This is a genomic window from Herbaspirillum sp. WGmk3 (assembly GCF_023952535.1).
Classification (GTDB): Bacteria; Pseudomonadota; Gammaproteobacteria; order Burkholderiales; family Burkholderiaceae_D; genus Herbaspirillum; species Herbaspirillum huttiense.
Map to the genome: position 1 here is coordinate 373,646 of NZ_JAKYWT010000001.1, position 17,285 is coordinate 390,930.

Genomic DNA, 17,285 nt, shown 5'->3' on the forward strand with positions numbered 1-17,285 from the left:
GAAAGTGCAGGCCCTGGCCGAAAAAAAACCTCCGTGGCCTGAGCGACGGAGGTTTTGATGAAGGGGAATGTCAAAAACTCAGAACTCTTCCCAATCCTGTGCATCGTCCTTGAGGCGGCTGGTCGGCGCAGGCGGCGCGGCCTTGGCCGGCTTGGCCGGCGGCAGCTTGGGGGCCGCTTTCGGTGCCGCAGCAGCGGGTGCGGGCGGCGCAGGCTTCAAGGCAGGTGCAGCGGGCGCAGCCGGGGCCGGCGGCGGTGCCATCGGCGCCGGACGCGGCTTGGCCGCCGGGCTGGCGACCTGATGCGCATCGATCTTGAAGATGCTGACCGCGCCAACCAGATTGGTGGCCTGGGCCTGCAGCGATTGGGCCGCAGCGGCTGCTTGCTCCACCAGCGCAGCATTCTGCTGGGTCACTTCATCCATCTGGGTGATGGCACGGTTGACCTGCTCGATGCCGGTGCTTTGCTCACGGCTGGCTTCGGCGATTTCACCGACGATGTCAGTGACGCGCTGCACGCTGGTGACGACTTCGCCCATGGTGGCACCGGCCTGTTCCACCAGCTGGCTGCCGGCTTCGACCTTCTCCACCGAGGCATCGATGAGCGACTTGATTTCCTTGGCGGCGGCGGCTGAACGCTGGGCCAGCGAACGCACTTCGGACGCCACCACGGCAAAGCCGCGGCCCTGCTCACCGGCACGGGCAGCTTCCACTGCGGCGTTGAGCGCCAGGATGTTGGTCTGGAAGGCGATGCCGTCGATCACGCTGATGATGTCCACGATCTTGCGCGAGGATTCATTGATGGCCTGCATGGTATCGACCACCTGCGACACCACCTCCCCGCCCTTGCTGGCGGTGGAAGACGCCGAATGCGCCAGCTGGTTGGCTTGCAGGGCATTGTCGGCATTCTGCTTGACGGTACCGGTCAGCTGCTCCATGGAGGCCGCGGTTTCTTCCAGCGAGCTGGCCTGCTGCTCGGTGCGCGAAGACAGGTCCATGTTGCCGGCGGCGATTTCCTTGGCGCTGGTGTCGATGCTGTCCGAACTGCTGCGCACACGCGAGACGGTAGTCAGCAGACCCTGCTGCATGCTGCGGATGGCCGAGAACAGGCGGCCAATTTCATTGTCATTCTTGACCTCGACCTTGGTGCTCAGATCGCCATTGGCAACCAGGTCCAGCAGGTGTACGGCGCGGTTGAGCGGGGTCAGGACGATGTTGCGCAGCAGGAAATGCACGCCCACGACCAGGAACATCGCGCCGATCAGACCGGCGACCACCAGCCACACCACCAGGTTGTACTCGCGCTGACGCTCGGCCGTGGCCTTGTCATTGAGCTCCATGGCGCGCTTTTGATAAGCCTCCAGCGCCGTGGAGAAGCGGGCTCCGCCCTTGCTGATGAAATTGTTGTTGAGCTGGGAATAGCCCTGCGCGTCGCCGGCCTTGAGGGTATCCGTGGCCTTCTTCAGGATCTCGTTCAGGGCCTTGGCCGATTCGATCAATTCGGTCTTGGTAGCCGGATCCTGCCCCTCCAGGTCGGGCAGCTTGGCGTATTCATCCAGATACTTCAGGCTGCGGTCATAGGTCATCTGGGCGCTCTTGAAGGCAGACTCGATGACGGCCGCATCGCCCTTCTCCATCAGCGTTGAATAGATGCGCGAATGGGCGGCCCGGGTACGGGTGGTGTCCTTGTAGGCGTCATTGATCAGCAAGGTGCGCTCGGTGATCTCGTGGACGTACTCGGTGGATTGGTTGGCCCGGCCCAGTGCAAAGATGCCTACGCCAGCCCCCACTACGATCATGCATGAAAACAGCGCAAGCGCGCTCATCAGGCTGAAGCGAACCGTCAGATTTCGCATTCCCTCTCTCCGCTTAATATTGATACAACAAGTGAAATGAACAACATGGCGCAGACGATACAACACCGCGTCGCGCTTCATATCGGCGGCAAACCAACCAAAACTCCCCCAATTCCCGGTTAGGGCAGTCAGCAAATGTCCGTTTTCGCATTGTGCACCGGCAACACCCGGGACTGGCTGTCCTGGATCAAGCCTGATTCATACGACGGGGCACAGATGTGAAAAAGCTTGCCGAAATGACATTCGGCAAGCCCAAAAAACAACATATTGAGGTTTCTGAGGGTGAATCAAAACCCTTCAGGGATCAGCGTACGCCGGGCAAGTCGATGATCTCGACCCAGTTCGGATTGCGTCCCAAGGTGTAGCGGAAGACCGGCGTAAGCGCCCCGCTGTCGCGGTCGATGGCATAGCTGGTCAGCCCGGCCTTCTGGCCGACGGCCAGCAGGTAACGCCCTTGCGGATCGATGTTGAAACCGCGCGGCTGGGTTTCGGTGGGAATGTTGAGGATGCGGGTGAGCTTGCCGCTGGCCGGGTCCACGCGATAAGCGCTGAGCGTGTTGGAGGCGCGCTCGGTGGCATAAAGAAAACGGCCATCCGGCGTCAGGTGCAGGTCGGCGGCCGCCAGCTGTTCACTGGTCTTGAAGCCTTCCGGCAAGGCCGAGTCGCTGGCCAGCAGGGTCAGGGTGCCGGACTGGCGATCGTAGGCGTAAGTGTTGACAGTGGCGTCCAGCTCATTGGTCGAATAGACGAAGCGCTGGTCCGGCGAGAACACGAAATGGCGCGGCCCGGCACCGGCCTTGGTGGCGACCGACGGCGGACTGTTGGGCGTGACGGTGCCGGTGGCCGGGTCGAAACGGTATTGCAGGATCACGTCGCTGCCCAGGTTGCTGGCAAAGACGAAAGCATTGTCAAGAGAAACCTGCACGGAATGCGCGTTCTTCCCGGTCGGGATCACCGCCAGCGGCGGGGCCTGCACGGTACCGTCCGTCCCGATGGCATTGACCGAGATCCTGTTGCCGGAGTAGGACGCGGCCAGCAGGTAGCGCCCGCTGCGGTCTGTGGCGATGTTGGCCATGTTGTCGGCCAGCGGCACCTTGGACAGCGCCTTGAGCTTGCCGCTGGCGGGATCAATGGCATAGCTCACCACCGAATACGGCTGGCCGCGCAGCGCGGCATAGAGGAATTTGTGGTCCGGGCTCAGCGCCAGCGGCATCACGGTGCTGCCGGTATCGACCTTGTCGATCAGGTTGACGCTGCCATCGCCATTGAGCCGGAGCACGTAGATGTCCTGGCTGTCCGCATTGGAGACGTAGGCGACAGTGGCCGCACCGGCATGCGCTGCGGCCAGGCTGAGGACGGAAGAGGCAATCAAGGTGGCGAGGCGGGAAGAAGGTGAAGAAAGGGTGTTGCTCATGCGGTCTCCTGGCGAATCATCTTGTTGTTGGCATGACGATGGAACAAAAAAAAGGACCCGCAAGCGGGCCCCAAGGGAGGATCAGGTCACGGGTGCCGGATTGAACAGGGTCAGTGCATTGTGCAGCTTCCACTGTTCGGCCCAGGTGCGCTTCTTGCCGCTGGCCACGTCCAGCATCAGCTGGAACAGCTCCCAGCCGACCTGCTCGATGGTGGCCTCGCCGCTGGCGATGCGACCGGCGTTGACATCCATCAGGTCATGCCAGCGCCGCGCCAGGTCATTGCGGGTCGCGACCTTGATGACCGGCACGGCCGCCAGGCCATACGGCGTACCCCGGCCTGTGGTGAAGATATGAAGATTCATGCCGGCCGCCAGTTGCAAGGTGCCGCAGATGAAGTCGGAGGCGGGCGTGGCCGCATAGATCAGGCCCTTCTGCTGAAGCTTGTCGCCCGGCGAGAGCACGCCCGAAATCGGGCTGGAGCCGGACTTGACGATGGAGCCCATTGCCTTCTCGACGATGTTGGCCAAGCCGCCCTTCTTGTTGCCGGGGGTGGTGTTGGCGCTGCGGTCGACACCGCCCTGCTTCAGATAATTGTCGTACCAGTCCATCTCGCGGATCATGGCCTGGGCCACTTCCTCGTTGACCGCGCGCGAGGTCAGCTGGTCGATGCCGTCGCGCACTTCGGTCACTTCCGAGAACATCACCGAGGCGCCTGCGCGCACCAGCAGGTCGGTCGCAAAGCCCACTGCCGGGTTGGCCGTCACGCCCGAGAAGGCATCGCTGCCACCGCATTGCACACCCACCACCAGGTCCGAGGCCGGGCAGGTTTCGCGGCGGCGCTTGTCCAGTTCGGTCAGGCGCGCCTCGGCCATCTTCATGATGGAATCGATCATGGAGTTGAAACCGACGTGTTCCGCATCCTGCAGGCAGACCACATAGGGCTCGCCGGCCTTGTGGATGGGGATCATGTTTTCCGGCAGCAGGCGGTTGGGCTGCAGCTTTTCGCAGCCCAGGCTCACCACCATGGCCTGGCCGCCGAAGTTGGGGTTCAGGCTGATGTTGCGCAGGGTGCGGATGGGGATGCCGGCATTGGGCGCATCGATGGCCACGCCGCAGCCATAGGTGTGCTCCAGCGCCACCACGTCCTCCACATTGGGATACTTGGGCAGCAGCTCGGCGCGGATGCGCTTGACCGCATGCTCCACCACACCGGCTACGCACTGCACGGTGGTGGTGATGGCCAGCAGGTTGCGGGTGCCCACCGAGCCATCGGCGTTGCGGTAGCCTTCGAAGGTATAGCCTTCCAGCGGCGGCTGCGGGGCCGGTTTCTTGGTGGCGATGGGCAGGTTGTCGAGACCGCGCGCCGGGGGCATCTGCACCAGCGATTCCTCGATCCAGCTGCCCTTGGGGATGTCACGCACGGCGTAGCCGATGGCTACGTCATAACGCACGATGGCCTCGCCCTGCTTGAGATCGCGCAGCGCGATCTTGTGGCCCTGGGGCACGCGGTCGACCAGGGTCAGGCCGTCGGGGAAGACGGTGCCGGCAGGCAGGCCTCCGTCATTGACGACGATGGCGACATTGTCGCTGTCGTTCATCATGATGTAGCGCGGTGTGAATGCCTGGCTGGCGGCGGTATCGGTGCTCATGCTAAGTCCCATGCGACAGAATGCTGCAATTCAAATGAAGGGCGGCCACTGCAACAGCGGCCGCCCGTAAAACGGATCAGGCGTCCTTGAGTTCGACGCGCTTGATTTCCTTGACGATGACAAGATAGCTGATCACGGTCACCAGTGCATTGATGCCCACGAAGACCAGCGCACCGGAGAAGGAACCGGTCTCCTTGACGATATAGCCGATCACGATCGGGGTCGTGATGCCGGCCACATTGCCGAACATGTTGAAGAGGCCACCCGACAGGCCCACGATCTGCTTGGGCGCGGTATCGGCCACCACCGCCCAGCCCAGCGCGCCCACGCCCTTGCCGAAGAAGGCCAGGGCCATGATGCCCACCACCATCCACTGTGCATCGACGTAATTGCACAGGATCATGGTCATCGACAGCAGCATGCCGCCCACGATGGGGATCTTGCGCGCCCAGGTCACCGACATGCCGCTCTTGATCAGGCGGTCCGAGATCAGGCCGCCGACCACGCCGCCAATGAAGCCGCACACCGCCGGGATCGAGGCCACGAAACCGGCCTTGAGGATGGACATGCCGCGCTCCTGCACCAGGTACACCGGGAACCAGGTCAGGAAGAAATAGGTGATCACGTTGATGCAGTACTGGCCGATGTAGACACCCAGCAGCATGCGGTTGGACAGCAACTGGCGGATGTAGCCTTTGCCCTTGGTGGAGGGGGCGGCGACCTTCTTATTGTCCATGTCGACCAGGCCGCCACCGGATTCGATGTGCTCCAGTTCAGCCGGGTTGATGCGCGGATGGTCCTTGGGACTGTAGATGATCTTGCCCCAGACCATGGCCAGCAGGATGCCGACCACGCCCATGACGGTGAAGACATGGTGCCAGCTGTAGGTGTGCACGATCCAGGCCATCAGCGGGGTGAAGATCACGGCGGCGAAATACTGCGCCGAATTGAAGATGGCCGAGGCGGTACCGCGTTCCTTGGTCGGGAACCAGGCGGCGACGATGCGGCCATTGGCCGGGAAGGACGGCGCTTCGGCCAGGCCCACCATGAAGCGCAGCAGGAACAGCGCGATCACGGCCGCACCCGTGCTCATCCACGTCACACCGGCCTGCAGGAAGGTGAAGAAAGACCACAGGGCAATGCTCCACATGTAGATCTTCTTGGAACCGAAGCGGTCCAGCAGCCAGCCGCCCGGCAGCTGGGCCAGCACGTAGGCCCAGCTGAAGGCCGAGAAGATGTAGCCCATGGTGACCGGGTCCAGCGACAGCTCGGTCTTCATGGCCGAACCGGCAATGGAAAGCGTGGCGCGGTCAGCGTAGTTGACGGTGGTGACGACGAACAGCAGGAACAGGATCAGGTAGCGGATATGGGTCGGCTTGCCGGCCGCTGCCCCGCTGGGGGTGTTGCTTTGCGCCAATTGGATTCTCCAGGTCTCTCGCCATCCGCTCCGCCTGGCCGGCCCCGAAAGCGCCGCCGCAAGAACGCGGGCGGACTGGCATCGGGACTTGCCGGAAGTGTCTCTTGGCGTATTGTTGTGTGTTGGGGTGATTGTCATAAGACGTCATACAACAGCAAGCGCAGTATAACAGGACACGAAACGGACGCAAGCGGTGAATGTGAAGGAATCTGCACTTCAGGCCGGTGACAGGGGGCGCCGCAGTTGTCTGACATGTCCTTCTGGCGCACTGACGAAGTGGCGCGCGGCAGGTATCATGCGCGCACTCTCCTGCTCTCCCACTATTCTTTACCACCAGATCTTCCCATGACCTTCTCATCCTCCGCCTCGCGCGGCTCTTCTGCCTGGCTCAAGCCGCTGCTGTTCATCCTGGTGGCGGCCATCGGCCTCTACTATGTGAAGTGGTCGCCCTACTACCTGAAATCCTTCGTGGCCGCCGACAAGCACAGCATTGGCGGCTCCATCCTGGCCAATGCGCCAACTGCTCCGTGGTCGGCTGCGCTGGAATATGCCACCGTCTACTTCCTGGCCATCTGGAAAGCCGCCGTGCTGGGTGTGCTGCTGGGTTCGCTGGTGCAGGTACTGGTGCCGCGCGACTGGCTGCTGCGGGTGTTCGGCCGCGCTGGCCTCGGCTCGACCCTGCGTGGCGGCCTGTTCGCCCTGCCCGGCATGATGTGCAGCTGCTGCGCCGCACCGGTGGTGGCGGGCATGCGCCGCCAGCAGGTGTCGGTGGGGGCCGCGCTGGCCTTCTGGATCGCCAACCCGGTGCTCAATCCGGCCACGCTGGTGTTCATGGGCTTCGTGCTGGGCTGGCATTTGGCCGCGCTGCGTTTGGTGGCCGGCGTGCTGCTGGTAGTGGGCGTGTCGCTGATCGCGCAACGCGTGGCGCAGACCGAGACCCTGCCGCAGGCCGCCCTCGATGCGGTGGCCGCCGCCGAATATGAACCGATGGACGATGGCCGTCATTTCCTGGTCCGCTGGGGCAGCAAGCTGTGGCAACTGTTCTGGACCACGGCACCGGTCTACATCGTGGTGGTGCTGGCGCTGGGCGCGGCGCGGGTGTGGCTGTTCCCGCAGGTCGATGCCAGCATGGGCAACAGCCTGCTGTGGATCGTGGCGCTGGCGGTGGTGGGCACGCTCTTCGTGATTCCGACGGCCGCCGAGATCCCCATCGTGCAATCCATGCTCTCGCTGGGCATGGGCGTGGGGCCGGCCGTGGCGTTGCTGATGACCTTGCCCAGCATCAGCCTGCCGTCGCTGCTGATGCTGCGCAAATCCTTCACGCCGCGCGTACTCACGACCGTCACCCTGCTGACCATGCTCATCGGCGTGGTCAGCGGGCTGGTGGCGGTGGTGCTGCTGTAAATTGATTCAGGGCCGATACTGGCGCAGGAAGCCGACCACCTCGGCCTGCTGTCCTGCGAACAGCAGGCGGGAGCGCTTGGACTCCCGCTGGAAGGCATAGATGGGATCGTAGTATTCCGCCAGCAAGGCATCGATCCAGGCGCGGTGCAGGTCGACCACGCCGTCTTGTTCCTGGCGCGCCAGCGCCGATTCCATCATCTGCAGCAGGCGGCGGTAGCGCTGGTCGCCGAGGCGCTTGACCAGCTTGCCCAATGCAGCAAGCAGATGCGCGCGATAGCGTTCAAACCCGTGGCGCGGATCCAGCGCCACGTATTCCTCGCAGAGCCCACTGACGTAATCGCGCAGGATGCGCTCCACGCGCCCTTCCCGGCTGTCTTCCAGCCACACTATGGGCAGGCTCTGCATGCGCTGGTGCAGGGCCAGCGGCAAGGCGCAGGCACCGATCAGGCGGCTTTCGTCTTCCAGCGCAAACCAGTGATGGCCCTGCGCTTGCAGTTTGATGAGGGCAATGGCCAGACGGTGTTCGAAATCGATGGGCGCAGGCTGCGGGCTGGCGCGCTTGCCGAAACTGGAGCCACGATGATTGGCGTAAGCCTCCAGGTCCAGCGCGTTGTCGAGCTGCAGCAGCACGTCGGTCTTGCCGCAGCCGGTCATGCCGCCCACCACCACGAAGGAACACTCGGCCAAGGCCTGGTCGATGGCTTCCATCAGAAAATGGCGCAGCGCCTTGTAGCCGCCGGCCACGCGCGGATAGGCGATGCCGGCTTCGCTCTTCAACCACTGCTGGGTGATTTGCGAGCGCAGGCCGCCGCGGAAGCAATACAGGCAGCCTTCCGGATGCGCTTTTGCGAACGCCGCCCAGGCCGCAATCCGTTCGTCCTTCACCGCTCCGCTGACCAGTTGCTGACCCAGTTCGATGGCGGACTGCTGGCCCTGCTCCTTGTAGCGCAGGCCGACCTGATGGCGCTCGCTGTCATTCATCAGCGGCAGGTTCACCGCAGTCGGAAAGGCGCCCTTGCCGAACTCCACCGGCGCCCGGGCATCCAGCATGGGCGTATCGGCGAGGAACAGTTCGCGGCTGGGCTGCAGATCGGCCATCAAAGCACCTCTACGGCGTAACGCTGTCGTTCCACCAGTTCGCCGATGGGGGCCAGTTCCAGTCCGAGGGCGGCGGCGGTGGCCAGGAATTCCGGATTGGCTTCGGGCCGCACCGCCACCAGCAGGCCGCCGCTGGTCTGAGGATCGCACAGCAGGTTCTTCTGGGCTTCGCTGAGCGGGCTGATCTTGCTGCCGTAGCTCTCGACATTGCGCCCGGTGCCGCCCGGCACACAGCCTTCAGCCAGGTAGTAAGGCACGCCCGGCAGGCTGGGTACCAGCGCGTGCTGGATGCGTGCGCTCACGCCGCTGCCTTCGCACATCTCCACCAGATGGCCCAGCAGGCCGAAGCCGGTGACATCGGTCATTGCGGCCACGCCCGCCAGCTTGCCGAAGCGGCTGCCGGGCTGGTTGAGCTGGCACATCCAGTCGCGCGCGGTGCCGACGTCTTCAGGGCGCAGTTTGCCCTTCTTTTCTGCGGTGGTGAGGATGCCGATGCCCAGCGGCTTGGTGAGGTAGAGCAGGCAGCCGGCACTGGCGGTGTCGTTGCGCTTCATGTGGCGCTTCTCGACCACACCGGTCACGGCCAGGCCGAAGATGGGTTCCGGGGCATCGATGGAATGGCCGCCAGCCAGCGGGATGCCAGCCGCATCACAGGCGGCGCGGCCACCGCGCACGACTTCGCGTGCCACTTCCGGCGGCAGCACGTTGACCGGCCAGCCGAGGATGGCGATGGCCATGAGCGGATCGCCGCCCATGGCGTAGATGTCGCTGATGGCATTGGTGGCGGCGATGCGGCCGAAGTCGAAGGGATCATCGACGATGGGCATGAAGAAATCGGTGGTTGATACCACGCCGCGCTCTTCATCGATGGCATAGACGGCGGCGTCATCGCGCGAAGCATTGCCGACCCAGAGTTTGGGATCGAGATGCTGGGCACCGCTGCCGGCCAGAATGACTTCCAGCACCTGCGGCGAAATCTTGCAGCCGCAACCGGCACCATGGCTGTATTGGGTCAGACGAATGGGGTCGCTCATGGCAAAGTCCTGGCTGGTCGGGGGATGCCGATTCTAGCAGCGTTTAATTGACAGGAAGTGAAACGGAAAAGGCCGGTAGCGACTGCTACGAGATGAAGACACGCTAGGCGAAGCATTTATCTGGTGAGCTAAAAACCAGCTCAACTGTGCTCGTTTCCAGCGCAGTGCGTGAGCATCACAAGATACGAAGCCAAAAACAAAAAAGCCCCGCAAGAAACTTGCGAGGCTTTCGTATTCTGGCTCCCCGACCTGGACTCGAACCAGGGACCTGCGGATTAACAGTCCGTCGCTCTACCGACTGAGCTATCAGGGATCAATTGAGGGCGCGATTATGAACGATTTTTTTCAGATTTACCAGAGTGTAAAACGAAAATTTTTTACATCGTTCTGCATCGTGGCGGCATAGCCCTGCCGCCCTTCGTACGAGACCAAAACACCAGCCTCACACTAATTGAAAAGGCCCCGCAATTGCTTGCGAGGCCTTCGCATTCTTTGGCTCCCCGACCTGGACTCGAACCAGGGACCTGCGGATTAACAGTCCGTCGCTCTACCGACTGAGCTATCAGGGAACAGCTGAGAAAAAGATTATGACGCGATTTTTACTTCATGTCAAAACTTTTTTCAGGGAAAGGCGCATTTTTTCATAGGAGAAAGCGCCCTGCGCGGCCCCTCCGAAGACGGGGCCGCGCATGCCAATTAGAGCACCTTGGCGATGGCGTCGACCACCACGTCGATGTTCTTGGTGTTGAGCGCAGCCACGCAGATGCGGCCGGTGTCGACGGCGTAGATGGAGAACTCGTTGCGCAGGCGATCCACCTGGGCCTTGGTCAGGCCCGAGTAGGAGAACATGCCGCGTTGCTTGATGACGAAGTCGAAGTCATGGCCCGGGGCCTTTTCCTTCAGCTTGGCCACCAGCAGCTGGCGCATTTCGCGGATGCGCACGCGCATCTCGGCCAGTTCGTCTTCCCACAGCTTGCGCAGTTCGGGCGACGCCAGGGCGGTCGCGACCACCTGGCCACCGTGGATCGGCGGGTTGGAGTAGTTGGTACGCACCACGCGCTTCAGTTGCGACAGCACGCGTGCCGCTTCTTCGGCGCTGGCCGCAGCGATCGACAGTGCGCCGACGCGTTCGCCGTACAGCGAGAAGGACTTGGAGAAGGAGTTCGACACGAACAGCGGGCCGCCGGCTTCAGCGAAGCGGCGCACCACCTGGCCGTCTTCGGCGATGCCGTCGCCAAAGCCCTGGTAAGCCATGTCCAGGAAGGGCACCAGGCCACGCGAGGTCACCACGTCGATGACTTGGGTCCACTGGTCGTCGGTCAGGTCGGCACCGGTCGGGTTGTGGCAGCAGGCGTGCAGCAGCACGACCGAGCCGGCGCTCATGGACTTCAAAGCCTCCAGCATGCCGGCGAAGTTCACGCCACGGGTAGACGGATCGTAGTACGGATAGGCGTTGACCTTGAAGCCGGCCATCTCGAACAGGGCGCGGTGGTTTTCCCAGCTCGGATCGCTGATCCAGACTTCGGTACCGGCCGGCGAAAAGTGCTTCAGGAAGTCGGCACCCAGCTTCAGGGCACCGGTGCCGCCCAAGGCTTGCACGGTGATCGCACGCTTCTCGGTCACCACGGCACTGCCGGCACCGAAGACCAGCTCCTGCACGGCGCGGTCATAGGTGGCCAGGCCGTCGATGGGCAGGTAGGTACGCGGGGCCAGCTTGGCCGCCAGTTCCGCCTCGGCTTTCTTCACGCATTCCAGCAGGGGGACCTTGCCGTTGTCGTCGTAGTACACGCCCACGCCCAGATTGGTCTTGGCCGGGTTCTGGTCGGCGTTATAGGCTTCGGTCACGCCCAGGATGGGGTCGCGCGGCGCCATTTCGATGGCGGAAAACAGGGAGGCGGAGACAGGTGCGTTCATCGTGATAACATGAAAAGTTAGCTGCAACAAAGCGCTGCAGAAGGAAATGGGTGCACAGGGAGAGATTCGGATGTGCACCTTTTTGCAACACTGCATTCTAACAAATGTGGATGGCCAATCACAGACACAGACAGGCCCAATTGCCTGCTGAATCTGCATGACACCATGTTCTATCGACATAACCCCGATCTGCACCCACTCCGCGCCAGGCCGTCCGCCCCAGTGGATGAGCTGGCTCCTGACGCGGCTTTGCGTCCGGTTTTGCCGGCTGCGGAGGCGCAGATTGTGTCTTGAACTTCAGCATCCCGGCAGCATTTGATGAATATTCACGCCTCCACCTTGCCTGTGTGCAATGCCCCGTTTGCGGGCCTTGCCGGTTCTTCCTGCACCGTGGCGGCTCACCGGAACCCGCGCGACAAAGGCAACCCAGACCATGGCTGAACTGACCCCCATCAATACCGAGCTGGACGAGAGCAAGTTCGTCACCTTCCCCGACTCGCCCTTCAAGCTCTACCAGGTCTTCCCCCCGGCGGGCGACCAGCCGGCGGCCATCGACAAGCTGGTCGAAGGCGTCAACGACGGCCTGTTCTACCAGACCCTGCTGGGCGTGACCGGCTCGGGCAAGACCTACACCATGGCCAACACGATTGCCCGCCTGGGCCGCCCGGCCATCGTGTTCGCCCCCAACAAGACGCTGGCGGCGCAGCTGTACAGCGAATTCCGCGAATTCTTCCCGCACAATGCGGTGGAATACTTCGTCAGTTACTACGACTACTACCAGCCGGAAGCCTACGTCCCCCAGCGCGACCTGTTCATCGAGAAGGATTCCTCGATCAACGAGCACATCGAGCAGATGCGCCTGTCCTGCACCAAGTCGCTGATGGAACGGCGCGACGTGGTGATCGTGGCAACTGTCTCGGCCATCTACGGTATCGGTAACCCGAACGAATACCACCAGATGATCCTGACCCTGCGCGCCAAGGACAAGGTCTCGCAGCGCGACGTCATCGCCCGCCTGATCCAGATGCAGTACACCCGCAACGAAGTCGATTTCGGCCGCGGCACCTTCCGCGTGCGCGGCGACACCATCGACGTCTTCCCGGCCGAACACGCCGAGCTGGCCGTGCGCATCGAAACCTTCGACGACGAGATCGACAGCCTGCAACTGTTCGACCCGCTGACCGGCCGGGTGCGCCAGAAGATCCCGCGCTTCACCATCTATCCCGGTTCGCACTACGTGACGCCGCGTTCGACCGTGCTGCGCGCCATCGAGACCATCAAGGAAGAGCTGGCCGAGCGCCTGGAATTCTTCCGCAAGGAAAACAAGCTCATCGAAGAACAGCGGCTGGAACAGCGCACCCGCTTCGACATCGAGATGATGACCGAGATCGGTTTCACCAAGGGCATCGAGAACTACTCGCGCCATCTGTCCGGGGCCAAGCCGGGCGACCCGCCGCCGACGCTGGTGGATTATCTGCCCAAGGACGCCGTCATGTTCCTGGACGAATCGCACGTGCTGATCGGCCAGTTGAACGGCATGTACAACGGCGACCGCGCGCGCAAGGTGAACCTGGTGGACTACGGTTTCCGCCTGCCCTCGGCACTGGACAACCGGCCGCTGAAGTTCGACGAATTCGAGAAGAAGATGCGCCAGACCATCTTCGTCTCGGCCACGCCCGCAGACTATGAAAACACCCACGCCGACCAGGTGGTGGAACAGGTGGTGCGCCCGACCGGTCTGGTGGACCCCATCATCGCCGTGCGTCCGGCCACCACGCAGGTGGATGACCTGATGCAGGAGATCAACGACCGCATCGCCAAGGACGAGCGCGTGCTGGTGACTACGCTCACCAAGCGCATGGCCGAGCAACTGACCGAATTCCTCTCCGACAACGGCATCAAGGTGCGCTACCTGCACAGCGACATCGATACGGTCGAACGTGTGGAAATCATCCGCGACCTGCGCTTGGGTACCTTCGATGTGGTGGTCGGCATCAACCTCTTGCGCGAGGGCTTGGACATTCCCGAAGTCTCGCTGGTGGCGATCCTGGATGCGGACAAGGAAGGCTTCCTGCGTTCCGAGCGCAGCCTGATCCAGACCATCGGCCGCGCGGCCCGCAACCTCAACGGCATGGCCATCCTGTATGGCGACGTGGTGACCGATTCCATGCACAAGGCCATCGGCGAGACCGAGCGCCGCCGCGCCAAGCAGCTGGCCTTCAATGCCGCCAATGGCATCGTGCCGACCGGCATCAAGAAGGAAATCCGCGAACTGATCGACGGCATCTTCAACCCGGCCCAGGCACGCACCGAAATGATGGTGGCCGAGGAGAAGCGCAACTACGAATCCATGAGCGAGAAGCAGATCAGCAAGGAGATCAAGCGCCTGGAGAAGCAGATGCAGGAACACGCCAAGAACCTGGAGTTCGAAAAGGCCGCCGCGGCGCGCGACCAGCTGCAGCTGCTCAAGCAGCAGCTCTTCGGCGCATCGGGCAGCGATTCGGCAGTGGCCTGATCCTGCAGGGAGGCCGGCCGGGCGGTATACAATGCCGCCACTTCATTCATACGGCCGTGCCTCCCCTTCATTTTCCATGTCTTCCGTTTCCGCCCTCCCCGCTCCCCTGCTCGACCTGATCCACACCGCCCATCCCTCTTGGCATGCCGCCCTGCGCGCCGGCATGGAGGCGATCCAGCAAGCCGATCCCGCCTATCTGCCCACCTTGGCGCAGGACGATTACCTGCCCACCGAAGGCCGCCTGTTCGCAGCCTTCACGCAGCCCATGGACCAGGTGCGCTACGTACTGGTGGGCGAAGGCCCCTACCCGCGCGCGGCCAGCGCCACCGGCGTGTGCTTCATGGATGGCGCGGTGGGTTCGCTGTGGTCGGAAAAGGGCTTGTCCAAGCAGGTCAATCGGGCGACCTCGCTGCGCAATTTCATGAAGATGCTGCTGGTGGCCGAAGGCGCGCTGCAGGCGGGCCAGACCAGTGGCGATGCGCTGGCCGGCATTGCGGCGCAGGCCCAGGCCGATGTCGAAGGCAGCATCCAGACCCTGGCCGACCTGCAGGACAACCTGACTGCGCAAGGCTTCCTGCTGCTCAATGCCAGCCTGGTGTTCCGCAGCCACGTCGCACCGGTGAAGGACGCCAAGGGCTGGAAGCCCTTCTTTGAAACGGTATTGCGCGCGCTGGCCGAGCATGGCCAGGCACAGGGCAAATCCCTGCCGACGCTGGTGCTGTGGGGGAAGATCGCCGAGCAACTGAGCGGCCTGCCGCTGGTGGCGCAATTCCCGCGCGCGGTGGCCGAGCATCCCTACAACCTCAGCTTCATCGAGCACAGCGGCATGCAGCAATTGTTTGCGCCCATGCAGCTGCTGAAGAAGCGGGCCTGAGGCGACCCGCTTCCATTTCCTCGCTCAGAACTCTTCCCAGTCGTCGCCGCCACTGCTCTTGGGCGGTGCTTTCGGTGCGGCTTTGGGCGCGGCAGGCGCAGCCGGTTCGGCCGGCAGCGCAGGCTTGCTGGCGGGCTTGGCCTTCAGCGGTGCCGGCTTGGGCGTGATGTTGACCGGTGCCGGACGGGCTGCTGCAGCCGGCGGCGGGGCTGCATGATGAACCGGCGGCGGCGTGATCGGTGCGGCCCCGCCGCTTTCATCCAGCTTGAAGCCCGCCACCACGGCAGCCAAGTGAGCCGCCTGTTCCTGCAGGGACTTGGCCGCTGCCGCTGCTTCCTCCACCAGCGCCGCGTTCTGCTGGGTCGCCTCATCTATCAGGGTCACGGCATTGCCCACTTCGGTGATGCCGGCACTCTGCTCCTGGCTGGCTGAACTGATCTCACCCACGATGTCTGTCACGCGGCGCACGCTGGAGACCACTTCATCCATGGTCGAACCGGCCTGGGCCACCAGCTGGCTGCCCGCTTCCACCTTCTGCACCGAGTCATCGATGAGCTGCTTGATCTCCTTGGCGGCCGTGGCCGAGCGCTGCGCGAGGGAACGCACTTCCGACGCCACCACCGCAAACCCGCGCCCCTGCTCACCGGCACGCGCCGCTTCCACGGCAGCATTCAAGGCCAGGATATTGGTCTGGAAGGCGATGCCATCGATGACGCTGATGATGTCGACGATCTTGCGGGAAGACTCATTGATGGAACTCATGGTGCTGACCACCTGGCCCACCACGGTGCCACCATGCACCGCCACATCCGAGGCCGACACCGCCAGCTGGTTGGCCTGGCGGGCGTTATCGGCGTTTTGCTTCACGGTGGAGGTGAGTTCTTCCATCGCCGAGGCGGTCTCTTCCAGGGAACCGGCCTGCTGCTCGGTGCGGGCGGACAGGTCCATGTTGCCGCTGGCGATTTCGCTGGAAGAAACCTTCACAGACTCGCTGGCGCGCCGGATATCGAGCAAGGTGCGCGAGATCTTGTCGGCAAAGTGATTGAAGGCGCGGGAAATTTGCGCCAGTTCATCCTTGCCGCTGGTATCGAGCCGGCGCGTAAGATCGCCGTCACCTGACGCGATTTCTTCCATCGCATTGCGCACCACGCCCAGGCGGCGCAGCAGGCGCGTGATGGTGTAGCTCAGCAGCAATGCCGCCGCGACGATGGCCACCACGGCCAGAATCACCGCCAGCGCCATCAGCGCCCCAACCGCATGCGTGGCCTCGCGATAATCCAGCGCCACCACCAGCGACCAGTCAGTGTTGTCGATGGGTTGCGTAAAGAGCAGATAGGGTACGCCGCCGATGGTCGCGCTGCCGCCCTGCTTCATCCCGGCCAGCGAGGCTGCGGAGAGATTCTGGTCCAGCGCCGACACCGGCTTCAAGGCCAGCTCCTTGTTGGGGTGGGTGATGATGAGGCCATCCTTGCCGACGATGAAGGCGAAGCTGGATGGCGTGGGCTTGATGCCGGCCACGGTACTCACCACGTTGTCGAGTTGCACGTCCGAGCCCAGCACGGCCTGCAGGGTCCCCTTGTCGCTGACCGGCTCGGCGAAGGTCACGACCAGCTTGCCGGTGGTGGCGTCCACGTAGGGGGCAGTGAGTACCGGCTTGCCGGCATCGACCGCCTGCTTGTACCAGGGCCGCGCGGTCGGATCGTAGCCGGCCGGCATCGGGTGCAGGGCCAGCATGCGCTTGTCGGGATAGCCGATGTAGGCGTCGTCAAAGGAACCTGCCTCCTGGGCCGCCGCGACGATGGGCAGGACATCGCTTTGCTTCAAGGCCTGCTTCATGGCCCCGGTGATGATGCGTTTGCTGCGCACCCACTCGGTGATGTTGGCGGCGTAGCTTTCGGTGAGCTGGCGGGTCTGGGTCGAAATGCCCTCCAGCGTATCGCTGCGGACGGTGTAGATGTTGGCACCACTGAGAACGATCATGGCCACCGCCACGATCAGTACGCAAATGACGATCAGCCGGGCACGAAGTGAAGACAACATGGCGAACTCCCCTGTAAGAAGCAATGAAGCGGAACCTGCATGAACAGCAACATATTTCTTTTCCCCGCGAC

Annotated in this window: 11 protein-coding genes and 2 tRNA genes; 3 read left to right on the forward strand and 10 right to left on the reverse strand. The window is 63.1% G+C overall.

All coding sequences use genetic code 11. The features are described from left to right. Positions 1–78: 78 nt before the first annotated feature. The 4 genes from MKD49_RS01490 to MKD49_RS01505 all read right to left on the reverse strand — a co-directional run bounded on the left by MKD49_RS01490 (position 79) and on the right by MKD49_RS01505 (position 6,335). Positions 79–1,854, reverse strand: coding sequence for a methyl-accepting chemotaxis protein (locus MKD49_RS01490; protein ID WP_252695245.1), 1,776 nt, complete (start codon positions 1,852–1,854; stop codon positions 79–81). A gap of 304 nt (positions 1,855–2,158) precedes the next feature. After that, a complete protein-coding gene (locus tag MKD49_RS01495) occupies positions 2,159–3,268 on the reverse strand; it encodes a beta-propeller fold lactonase family protein (RefSeq protein ID WP_252695246.1) in 1,110 nt (369 codons plus the stop codon). Between the two features lie 81 nt (positions 3,269–3,349). Further along, a complete protein-coding gene (gene garD / locus MKD49_RS01500; RefSeq protein WP_252695247.1) occupies positions 3,350–4,918 on the reverse strand; it encodes a galactarate dehydratase in 1,569 nt (522 codons plus the stop codon). A gap of 76 nt (positions 4,919–4,994) precedes the next feature. Continuing rightward, the gene (locus MKD49_RS01505) at positions 4,995–6,335 is read right to left on the reverse strand and encodes an MFS transporter (protein WP_204725682.1); all 1,341 of its coding nucleotides are present in this window, start codon (positions 6,333–6,335) and stop codon (positions 4,995–4,997) included. A 345-nt stretch (positions 6,336–6,680) separates the two neighbouring features. Between MKD49_RS01505 and MKD49_RS01510 the strand changes: the two genes are divergently transcribed. Next, entirely contained in the window at positions 6,681–7,739 is a 1,059-nt protein-coding gene (locus tag MKD49_RS01510; protein WP_252695248.1) for a permease, read from the forward strand. A 6-nt stretch (positions 7,740–7,745) separates the two neighbouring features. On the opposite strand, the gene mnmH is transcribed toward MKD49_RS01510, so the two are convergent. The 5 genes from mnmH to MKD49_RS01535 form a co-directional block, all read right to left on the reverse strand. Continuing rightward, positions 7,746–8,837 carry a tRNA 2-selenouridine(34) synthase MnmH gene (mnmH, locus tag MKD49_RS01515; RefSeq protein ID WP_252695249.1) on the reverse strand — a complete coding sequence of 364 codons (1,092 nt, stop codon included), beginning with the start codon at positions 8,835–8,837 and terminating at the stop codon, positions 7,746–7,748. After that, the gene (selD, locus tag MKD49_RS01520; protein WP_134222881.1) at positions 8,837–9,871 is read right to left on the reverse strand and encodes a selenide, water dikinase SelD; all 1,035 of its coding nucleotides are present in this window, start codon (positions 9,869–9,871) and stop codon (positions 8,837–8,839) included. Before selD ends, mnmH begins: the two co-directional genes overlap by 1 nt. Before the next feature lie 237 nt (positions 9,872–10,108). Next, positions 10,109–10,184 (reverse strand) — tRNA-Asn (locus MKD49_RS01525). A gap of 180 nt (positions 10,185–10,364) precedes the next feature. Beyond that, a tRNA-Asn gene (locus tag MKD49_RS01530) sits at positions 10,365–10,440 on the reverse strand. Between the two features lie 127 nt (positions 10,441–10,567). Beyond that, positions 10,568–11,785: an amino acid aminotransferase gene (locus MKD49_RS01535; RefSeq protein ID WP_252695250.1), complete on the reverse strand. Its 1,218-nt coding sequence runs from the start codon at positions 11,783–11,785 to the stop codon at positions 10,568–10,570. Between the two features lie 433 nt (positions 11,786–12,218). Here MKD49_RS01535 and uvrB point away from each other — a divergent pair, with 433 nt between their 5' ends. Beyond that, positions 12,219–14,300 (forward strand): excinuclease ABC subunit UvrB, encoded by a 2,082-nt coding sequence (uvrB, locus tag MKD49_RS01540; protein ID WP_034334595.1) that lies wholly within the window; start codon positions 12,219–12,221, stop codon positions 14,298–14,300. A gap of 76 nt (positions 14,301–14,376) precedes the next feature. Then, on the forward strand, positions 14,377–15,174 hold the full coding sequence (locus tag MKD49_RS01545) for a uracil-DNA glycosylase (protein ID WP_209583726.1): 798 nt from the start codon (positions 14,377–14,379) through the stop codon (positions 15,172–15,174). Between the two features lie 24 nt (positions 15,175–15,198). Here the strand turns inward: MKD49_RS01545 and MKD49_RS01550 are convergent, their stop codons facing one another. Then, entirely contained in the window at positions 15,199–17,214 is a 2,016-nt protein-coding gene (locus tag MKD49_RS01550) for a methyl-accepting chemotaxis protein (protein ID WP_252695251.1), read from the reverse strand. Between the last annotated feature and the right edge of the window lie 71 nt (positions 17,215–17,285).